The sequence below is a fragment of the Roseibium sp. RKSG952 genome, from assembly GCF_009711355.1.
On sequence record NZ_SMMF01000782.1, the window covers coordinates 1 to 8,956 of the forward strand.

The following is an 8,956-nucleotide window of genomic DNA, read 5'->3' on the forward strand; positions in this document are numbered from 1 at the left end:
ACACACTCAGCTTCGGTTCGACAGGGCCTTCATGGTTAGGCAGGCTCACCGGTGCAGTGCCTCCGCACCACCGGGCAAGACAAAGCGGTCCATTGGCACTTCAGCGATAGAAGTGATCTCCACCAGTAGTCTCGGATCGTAAAGCGCACTGACTTCCAGTGTGGTCGTGACGGGGAACGGCGGCTTGAAGAAGCTGTTTCGAATGGCACCGCAACCCATGAAGCCCTTGATGTCGGTCGTGAATTGTTGCAGGGACACAACATCACTCATCTTGCCGCCGACCGACACCAGACTGTCGGATATGTTCTGCAGCACTTGCCTGACCTGGACCTCCATCTCTCCTTCGCCGATGACTTCACCATCGGTCCCAAGCGCAACCTGCCCCTTGAGAAAGACCAGCTGCCCGCTACCCGTGACGACCAATTGAGAGAACGCGCCAAAAGGCTGCCAGATATTCGGCGGATTGTAACTGCTGGCCAATTCGCCCTCCTCATGCGTCCACAAAAGCGAAACCGGCCGGCCACCCGCCCGGTTGTCACCTTGCCTGCTCCCCGTTTTAGGCACCATTGCCGGCAACCGGCAACCGGAAAACTTCACCTACGAAACACTCTGATACTCCGCCTTGTAGACATGCGCCTCGATCAGCTGTTTCAGATCACCGGGGCGGTCGATCCGGGCAAGGCCGAGATCGAACACCTTGCCGCTGACCCTTGCAGCCGTCTCGATGGACGTTGCCAGAATGTCCGCCTGGGGCGGGAACAGGCAGCCCTGATCGAGCAGGTCCTGCGGCACCTGATCGGCGACCGCCCGCGCTGCCTCTATGAAGAGCTCATCCGGCACCCGCGTTGCCCTGGTCGCATAGACGGCCATGGCGACGGCCGGAAAGACATAGAGGTTGTTGGCCTGTCCGGGCAGATAGGTCCTTGCCCCCAGATGCACCGGCGGGAACTGCACACCGGCCGCGTAGATCGCGCTGCCCTTCGACCATTTGTAAGCCTCTTCCGCCGTGCATTCGGCATGTTCGGTCGGGTTCGACAGGGCAAAGATCACCGGCCGCGCATTCACGTCCGCCATGGTTTCCACCACCTCTTGCGTGAACAGCCGCCCGACTGTGCTGACACCGATCAGGGTGGTGGGTCTGGTGCTCTTCAAAGACGCCACCAGATCCCGCGAAGGGGCATGTTCATGGGCATAGGGCTTCTGGAAATCGAACAGGTCCGTGCGCGACTGCTCCAGAAGGCCGTGTTCGTCGAACATGGAAATCCGGCTGCGGGCCTCGTCTTCCGAAAGGCCTTCATTGACCATTTCGCTGACCATCAGATTGGCGAGCCCGATACCGGCCGATCCCGCCCCAACAAAGAAGATCCGCTCGTCCTTGAGGCTGCCGCCCTTGATCTTCAGTGCATTGATCAGTCCGGCAAGCGCAATCCCGGCCGTGCCCTGGATGTCGTCATTGTAACAGCAGACCTTGTCCCGGTAGCGCGCCAGCAGATGCACCGCATCGCTGCCGGTCCAGTCCTCGAAATGGAGGCAACAGTCCGGGTAACGTTTTTGCACGGCCTCGACAAACTCGTCGACAAATGCGTAGAGCTCGGCCGTATCCGGGCGGCGGCGGCGCAGGCCGACATAGAGCGGATCGTTAAGCACTTCCTCGTTGTTGGTTCCGGCATCAAGGAACATTGGCAGGAGATGTTGCGGCGGGACACCGGCGGCGGCAGTGTAAAGCTGCAACTTGCCGATAGGAATGCCCATACCGTTGGCGCCGATATCGCCCAGCCCCAGAATGCGTCCGCCATTGGTGACACAGATGAAGCGCACATCCGTGTCCGGCCAGTGCGACAGCGCCTCGTCGACCTTTCCCTTCGTGTCTATCGACAGATACACGCCGCGGGTCCGGCGCATGATATGGCTGAACTTGAGACAGGCCTCGCCGATGGTCGGATCGTAGACAATCGGCAGGAAGCGTACGGGATCGGACATGATCAGCCTGAAGAACAGGGTCTCGTTGGTGTCCGCAAGTCCGGCCAGATAGACAAACCGGTCAATGTCGCTGTGCTTGTGCCCCAGCTGCATCAGGGCGCGCTGGACCTGATCGTCAATCGTCTCGACCACATCCGGCAACAGCCCGGTCAGGCCGTATTTTTCCCGCTCCTCCATGGAGAAGGCGGTGCCCTTGTTGGTTCTGGGATTTTGAAGCAACTCGATTCCGGTAAGCAGATGCTGTGAATGTGTCATGCCAAACCTCGCGGACAGGATTGCGCTTGTTGTTCAAAGAGACGGGTGCACCATTTTTTTCGGGTCGACGATCCGGTCGAATTCGGCTTCGTCGACATAGCCGAGCTCGAGACAGGCCTGGCGCAGGCTGAGATCGTGATCAAAGGCGTGATGGGCTGCGTGGCTCGCCTTGTCGTAGCCGATCACCGGGCTGAGTGCGGTCACCAGCATCAGCGAGTTTTCGACATAACGGGCGATCTGCTTGCCGTTCGGCACCGTCCCGTCGACCAGATATTTCGCAAAATTCCGGCAGCCGTCGCCGAGGATCCGGATCGACTGCAGGATCGCGTTGATCATCACCGGCTTGTAGACATTCATTTCCAGATAACCGCTTGCCCCGCCAATCCCGACCGTCACGTCATTGCCCATTACCTGGGCCGCGATCATCGCCAGCGCCTCGCACTGGGTCGGATTGACCTTGCCCGGCATGATCGAGGAGCCCGGCTCGTTGGCGGGAATGGCCAGTTCGTTGAAGCCGCAGCGCGGGCCGCAGGACAACAGCCGGATGTCGTTGACGATCTTGTAAAGCGCGACGGCCAGCGTCTTGAACGTGCTGTGCAGCATCACCAGCGCATCATGAGCGCCCTGAACCGCGAACTTGTTCGGCGCGGTCTCGAACGGCAGGCCGGTCAGTTCGGCAATCCTGGCGGCCGAGCGGACCGCGAATTCCGGATGGGTGTTGATGCCCGTTCCGACCGCCGTGCCGCCCAGCGCCAGATGATGCACGTCGTTCAGCGCATGTTCGATCCGGGCAATGCTCTCGTCCAGCATGCGCACATAGCCTGAAAACTCCTGCCCCAATGTCAGGGGGGTCGCGTCCTGCATGTGGGTGCGGCCGATCTTGATGACCGCATCCCACGCCTTTGCCTTCCGGTCGAGACTGTCGCGCAGATGCGTCACCCCCGGCAGCAGGCGGTGCGCGGTGTGGATCGCAGCGGCCATGTTCATCGCCGTGGGAAACGTGTCATTCGACGATTGCGACATGTTGACGTGATCATTCGGATGGACCGGGTCCTTCGACCCCAGTGTGCCCCCGGCCATTTCGATGGCCCGGTTGGAGATCACCTCGTTGACATTCATGTTCGACTGGGTGCCGCTGCCGGTCATCCAGACATGCAGGGGAAAGTGCGCGTCGAGCTTTCCATCCGCCACCTCTTCGGCTGCGGCAACGATCAGGTCGCGCTTGTCTTCGGCGAGCAGCCCGAGATCCGTGTTAACCCGGGCGGCCGCCTTTTTCAGGAGCCCGTAGGCATGGATCAGCTCGATCGGCATCAGGTCCGAGCCGATGGAAAAATGCTCCAGCGAGCGCTGCGTCTGCGCGCCCCAGTACTTGTCCTCCGGCACCTCGACTTCACCGATACTGTCGGTTTCCTTGCGCATGATCTGCCCCCTGCCCTATTATGACAACAACAATCGGGAACTCCCCCAACGGCATGATGCACACCAGAGATGGAAATTCCACTATGGCTTTGCAATCTAGAGACAATTGGATCTTGTTGGTTCGTATCAGGCCACCGGCGGTTTAGCGGTACCATCCCGAACCGGCTTTCCTGCGGTCCGGCGGCCATATACGCTTCGCTCCAGGCCCAGAACATGGTCCAGCGACCAACGGCCCGGCCCCGCACCGAGGATCAACAGCATGCCTCCCCCGATCGCGATATTGTCCAGAAAGGGAAACCAGTGCGCGGTGTCGGCAAAATTTCCGAAAAACACAAAAGCGGCGATGATCGCAAACACACCGAGCCCCAATGTCGACAGGCGGCTGAGCAGACCGAGCGCGAGAAACGCTCCGCCAAACAATTCAAGCGCTGTCACGAAAGGCAGGAGAAACAGGGGAACATCGTGGCTCTGCATTTGTTGCGCGGCGTCTGCCCAACCGCCCGTCAACCGGCCAAATCCCGAATCGAAAAACAGGAAGCTCAGAAGCAGGCGGCCAACAAGAAACAGCGGATCGCGGAACCACCCCGCGACGGTATTACACTTGGCAATCAGATCGCGCATGGCGTTCCCTTCTGAGCGTTGATGATCCGGAACAGGCAAACACGTTCGCGACACAGGCACAAGGAAGGGATGAAGTCCCGGCCAAACCTCTTCCCTTGCCTTTTTCAAATTGCTGGGCGTTTTCCGCTATGCACTATCGCTATTCTTGATTGCTATTCTTGTGCTTCAAAAACCTCCATGGCCGCGTTCAGCCCGTTGATCGCTGCTGGCAAACCGCCATAAACCGACATTTGCCAAATCGCCTCCACAATTTCGGTTCGGCTGGCCCCTGCCGCCAGCGTATGGGCGATATTGATCTTCAATTGCGGCCCTGTCTGCGCGCCCAGCGCCGTCAAGGCGGCGATGGTACAGAGCTGACGGGTCTTTAGATCCAGGCCAGGCCGCGCATAGTGGCGGCCATACGCCCATTCGATCAGGCTCTCCGCGAATTCCGGCACCAGATCATCATAACGGCCGGACAAAACCGGCTCGAGATCCGGGTTGAGCTTTCTTGCCAATTCCCGGCCACGTTCCAACGAACTCGTCATGTTTTTGATCCATCAGGATGTCGCCGCGCCGTGTTTGGTCCGCGCGCAGCTTTCGAAAGACGGATCGACGGGCTCACCCGCCTCCATCCTTCGATAAAGGTCTATCTTGTCGTCCAGAACATCCAGCGTTTCGGCAAGCCGTGCAATTTCCGCCAGCACAAAGCAGCGGTGGTCTTCAAGCATTTCCCGCCGCTCGGCCAGCGATGCAGCCCCTTTGCCCCTCAGATCCGCATAGCGCAGTCTTGCCTTGATCCCCATGCCCGTTGCCTTCAGGCGGCCGAGAAAGTCGATCCAGCGCAAGACCGAAGCGTCATAAATCCGCCGTCCGCCGCCATCGCGCAATGGTTTGGGCAGCAATCCGATCTTTTCGTAGTAGCGCAGCGTATCAACACTCAGCCCGGACTTCCGCGCAAGGTCGCCAATCAACATGGTGTTCTCCGAACAGGACGTATCCGTTTCCAGACCTCACCAAACCTAGGAGCTGGAGTACACTCCAGGTCAAGAGGCAACCGGAAATTTTTCAATAAACGGAAAACGATGCCGATACCGGTCAGTGCGTGACGTCGCCGCGCTCACTTCCCGAGGATCTGGTCCACCGTCCGGAAGTCGCTCTTCGCCGCGCCCAGCGCCCCGGCTCCGCCCTCTTCAAACAGGCCCCAATAATCATCGGCGCCTTTCCAGGTTTCGTCCGTCAGGTTGAAAAAGAACATGCCGTCGATGCGATCGGCATTCCTGTCGACATACCGGGTGACGAGTTCGCGGTAGCGGGCGAGATTGGCAGGATTGGTCGCCGCCGGATGATAGCCAGCCGATTGCCAGCCGGTCTCGCCGAGGATCAGCGGCATCCCGGACACACCGGCAGCCTCCATCCGGCGGGCGACGCCGCGCGCAAACAGGTCGACCGCGGCCACCTGTGCCTCCGGCGACCAGTCCGGACTGGTGCGGTTGTCGAAATGGCCGCCATAGATATGCACATTGACGTAATCCAGCGCGGCGAGCGCCTCGGCCGCAAGCGCAGGGTCTGCAAAAAACGAGCTGCCCGGCAGAAAGATCTCGCCCGCGAAATTGTAGGTCAGCGGAATGTCCGACTGCGACCTTGCATAGTCGATGTGACGGATCAGGTCCCTCGCCGTCAGGGTGGAATCCGCCCAGTCGGCCAGCTGTTCGTTGCCCAGACTGATTCCCAGCACATGGTCCTCATGTCCCTTGAGCGTTTCAAGGGCGCTGTCGATCAGGGCTTGCGGGTCGCTGCTGCCGGTGATGTAGACACCGGCCTGAAGCTTGATGTCGAGATCCAGACGGTCGATCGCCTCCAGAACCTCGCGGGTATAGCCATCCGTTCCCCAGGTCCGGATCATGTTGTAGCCGAGACGGTCCGCCTCCAGAAGCGCCTGCTCGATCCGGGCCGCATCCGGATATTCCCCCAGAGACGAGACCGAAAACCCGATCCCGTGCCGGTCCTGCCAGAAGTCCCGATCCCCCACCTTGCCCGCGCCGTACCACCCGCCCGGTTCACCAACGGATGTCTCCTGAGCCGAAACGGCCCCGGACCGGGTCAGCAGGAGCAAGACAACAAGGCAGACCGACAGGCGCTTGAGCATGGGTGAGGACCTTTTTCCATTGCCGAAATAGGTCTTTAATAAGGCCTAAGAAACTTTAAGACCTTTTTTTTCAAGGCTTCAATTTGTTTTGTCTCACATTCCCAAATTGTAAGGCATGTCCACCCGAGACCCTGAAGTTCTTCTTGAACTTGCGCGTCGCGCCGCTGATTCCGCTCCAACTTAGGAACCCAATAATCGAGCCGGGACTTTGGCAGACGGCTGTCTTTGCAATTGGGATCGGGATGCTGATGCCAGAAACAGCCATGTACAAAGATCACCTTCTTCCGGGGTCCAAACACCAAGTCCGGTTTGCCGGGCAAGTCCTTCCGGTGAAGGCGGTACCGGAACCCGATCGAATGCACCAGTTTCCGGACAATCATTTCCGGTTTCATATTCTTGGACCGGATCGCGGCCATGTTCCTAGAGCGCCGCTCAGGGGAGAGCTTGTCGGTCAAATGGACTCTCTATAATTGCTATCGAGAACGCTTTCCCATTCTGGCGGTGAACACTTTTTAGAAATGAATTCATCGCTGTTACAGTTGGGTAGCCCTAAATGACGAATTATTTTTGAATGATAATATCCAGATAGAAGACAGATTTTTTCTTTAAATAAAATGTCTCTTGCACCACCGTTTCCCCTTAGACGCTTCATATAGTCTTTTTGATCATGAAGCAGGCCCTCTAGAACTGAACGGTGTATGACCATCGCTTCATTTTCACGGAAGAACTGTGCAGCCCGCTTGCTTCCGCCGTTCATCTCACGTAGCTGTCGAAACCGCTCCATATCGAGCCCTGCAAACCTACTTTCTGGCAAGGGAGCATCACGCAAAATCCATAGAATTCTATCGAAGGCTTCCTTTTTTATCCCACGCTTTCCGTCGCGATTTGGCTTGTTTAAATATTCTTCTCTTGCCACGATAATGCCAAGTGAGCAATTTCCACGCTCAGTTGCTACCCTCACCAAAATGCATGGCTCAGTATTCCTGAAGGTTTCTGGCGGTATCATCCAATTTGAGCGCACTGTATTTTTGACATCAACGTCTTGTCCAGCAAGACGCAAATCCCGAATACCTTTGGGGACGCCAATGAAATCCCGAAGAAAGTGTTCTACTTTGAGCCCTATGAATGTCTTTTCAACATTATCCAACTCAGCCACCGTGGTCCGCGCGGTTCGGATAGGATCAATAACATACTCGACCGCTTCTGCAATTATGCCCGGAAGTCGGCCAACAAATGTTTCCTTCCCGCCAACCAGCCTGAACATTTCGTCGGCAATGTGAGTTAACTTAGCCTGATCGTCTTCTAAATCTGGTGGGTTCATTCAGCTGCTTCGTTTAGAACCAGCGCCTGTTCGAGAGCATTTGCAATCTTCCGCCCGACGGCCGCTGCAACAGGAGGCGGAAACGCATTCCCGACCTGCCGGTATGAGTTTGTTTTCCGCCCTGAGAATTGCCATGAGTCGGGGAAGCCTTGCAAGCGTGCAACCATACGTACTGTCAGCCGGGGCATGCCTTCATGATCTGGCCCCGGCGCTTCTTCCGCAATGGTCCGGCCTTCCACGCCCAGCGCAGCCCATGCCCGCCGTGCTCTGGTCGGCCCCAAATCCGGCCCGCCGTGCTTTTTAGATCCCCCAACGACAGTCGGTGCGATTTTGTCAGCCTGAGCCTTCCACGTCTGAGCACCTTTCCAGCCATTTGCCACCATCAAGTCGAAAAGTTCCTCACCGACTGTCTTGGCGGAGAGACCATCCTCCGGCCCCGGCCATTCAAAGTGGTCCGAAAAACTGCGCTTCAGCGCGGCCATAACAACCCGCGGCCGTAATTGCGGCACGCCAAAATCTGACGCCTGCAACAGTTTCCAAAAAACCATATAGCCTGACTGCCTTAGCCGGACTTCGATATAGTCGCGATATTCGGCAAACGACGGATCAAGCATTCCGCGCACATTCTCGAACATGATCGCTTTCGGGTTGATCCGTTCGGCAATTTCGACACCGCGCGTAAACAGATTCCGCTCGTCCTTTTCCCCCAATTGTTTCCCGGCTACGGAAAATGGCGGACATGGCAACCCGCCTGCCAAAAGATCGACATCCCGGAATTGCTCGAATTTGAATTCTTCGAACAGATCATGCTCATGGACCGTCCACTCTGGACGGTTTTGGCGCAAAGTCTGGCAGGCATGCGCGTCGTTTTCAAACAAGGCGAGGTGATCAAAACCAGCCATTTCAAGTCCCAGAGCCTGCCCGCCAGCCCCGGCACAAAGCTCCACGGATGTCAGCTGATTTTTCATGGGACCTCACGCATTTCGGTATTTTGGTTAACCATAATCTATCACACCGAGAACATATCATGAACATAAAATTTCCCCCCGAAATGTTGAGCGAAACATGCCCCACCCTTCGATAAGTCCCCTTAAAGACACCGCGTCCAAACCTTTCCGAAATGTCATGAAATCGCAATGCTCCGGTAGCTTCGCGACTTTTATACGTAAAAATAACAAGCATCATACACGCTCCTGTGGTCATTTCCTCCCAAGTTTCCACCACATCAGGGC

Annotated in this window: 10 protein-coding genes; all 10 read right to left on the reverse strand. The window is 57.3% G+C overall.

Translation table 11 applies throughout. The annotated features are described in order from the left end of the window. Nucleotides 1–45 precede the first annotated feature (45 nt). The 10 genes from E1297_RS06545 to E1297_RS06590 all read right to left on the reverse strand — a co-directional run bounded on the left by E1297_RS06545 (nt 46) and on the right by E1297_RS06590 (nt 8,692). Nucleotides 46–480 carry a RidA family protein gene (locus tag E1297_RS06545; RefSeq protein WP_155135464.1) on the reverse strand — a complete coding sequence of 145 codons (435 nt, stop codon included), beginning with the start codon at nt 478–480 and terminating at the stop codon, nt 46–48. 117 nt (nt 481–597) lie between these two features. Continuing rightward, nucleotides 598–2,235: an NAD-dependent malic enzyme gene (locus E1297_RS06550; protein ID WP_155135466.1), complete on the reverse strand. Its 1,638-nt coding sequence runs from the start codon at nt 2,233–2,235 to the stop codon at nt 598–600. Nucleotides 2,236–2,268: 33 nt separating this feature from the next. Beyond that, complete coding sequence (fumC, locus tag E1297_RS06555; protein ID WP_155135468.1) at nt 2,269–3,654, reverse strand: class II fumarate hydratase; 1,386 nt, start codon at nt 3,652–3,654, stop codon at nt 2,269–2,271. Nucleotides 3,655–3,780: 126 nt separating this feature from the next. After that, on the reverse strand, nt 3,781–4,275 hold the full coding sequence (locus E1297_RS06560; protein ID WP_155135470.1) for a DoxX family protein: 495 nt from the start codon (nt 4,273–4,275) through the stop codon (nt 3,781–3,783). A 152-nt stretch (nt 4,276–4,427) separates the two neighbouring features. Next, nucleotides 4,428–4,802, reverse strand: coding sequence for a carboxymuconolactone decarboxylase family protein (locus E1297_RS06565; protein ID WP_155135472.1), 375 nt, complete (start codon nt 4,800–4,802; stop codon nt 4,428–4,430). A 12-nt stretch (nt 4,803–4,814) separates the two neighbouring features. Then, on the reverse strand, nt 4,815–5,231 hold the full coding sequence (locus tag E1297_RS06570) for a MerR family transcriptional regulator (protein WP_155135474.1): 417 nt from the start codon (nt 5,229–5,231) through the stop codon (nt 4,815–4,817). Nucleotides 5,232–5,374: 143 nt separating this feature from the next. Further along, entirely contained in the window at nt 5,375–6,403 is a 1,029-nt protein-coding gene (locus E1297_RS06575) for a hypothetical protein (RefSeq protein WP_155135476.1), read from the reverse strand. Nucleotides 6,404–6,438: 35 nt separating this feature from the next. Then, complete coding sequence (locus E1297_RS06580) at nt 6,439–6,858, reverse strand: very short patch repair endonuclease (protein WP_155135478.1); 420 nt, start codon at nt 6,856–6,858, stop codon at nt 6,439–6,441. After that, nucleotides 6,855–7,724: a NaeI family type II restriction endonuclease gene (locus tag E1297_RS06585; protein WP_155135480.1), complete on the reverse strand. Its 870-nt coding sequence runs from the start codon at nt 7,722–7,724 to the stop codon at nt 6,855–6,857. Before E1297_RS06585 ends, E1297_RS06580 begins: the two co-directional genes overlap by 4 nt. Continuing rightward, the gene (locus tag E1297_RS06590) at nt 7,721–8,692 is read right to left on the reverse strand and encodes a DNA cytosine methyltransferase (protein ID WP_155135482.1); all 972 of its coding nucleotides are present in this window, start codon (nt 8,690–8,692) and stop codon (nt 7,721–7,723) included. Before E1297_RS06590 ends, E1297_RS06585 begins: the two co-directional genes overlap by 4 nt. Nucleotides 8,693–8,956: the final 264 nt, after the last annotated feature.